The sequence below is a fragment of the Limosilactobacillus balticus genome, assembly GCF_014145615.1.
GTDB classification, from domain to species: domain Bacteria; phylum Bacillota; class Bacilli; order Lactobacillales; family Lactobacillaceae; genus Limosilactobacillus; species Limosilactobacillus balticus.
Window position 1 is genome coordinate 1 of sequence record NZ_JACIVH010000050.1, and the last position, 237, is coordinate 237.

The 237-nt window shown below is 41.4% G+C and carries 1 pseudogene; it reads right to left on the bottom strand.

What is annotated here, in order from left to right:
* Position 1 precedes the first annotated feature (1 nt).
* Positions 2–237 (bottom strand): annotated as a pseudogene (locus H5S10_RS10630) (group II intron reverse transcriptase/maturase); the annotation flags it as partial.

Consider the following 237-nt stretch of genomic DNA (forward strand, 5'->3'; position numbering starts at 1 on the left):
CTTAATCACATTGAATTGACTGGAGCGTCTTGGACATATTCATAAGTCCAAGTTGTTCCAGTTTTCTATTAGTTAGAGAATAGCTCAAGGTCTTACTATGTGCAGTTCGCCAGTAGCCTTTACGGGTACTAGCGAAGACATATGCATCACGCTGGGACAGCCCCAACTTCTGTAAGTTAGTTACCTTAGTTTTAAACTTTTTCCATTGCTTCCAGATATACTGCCTTATTCGGACCC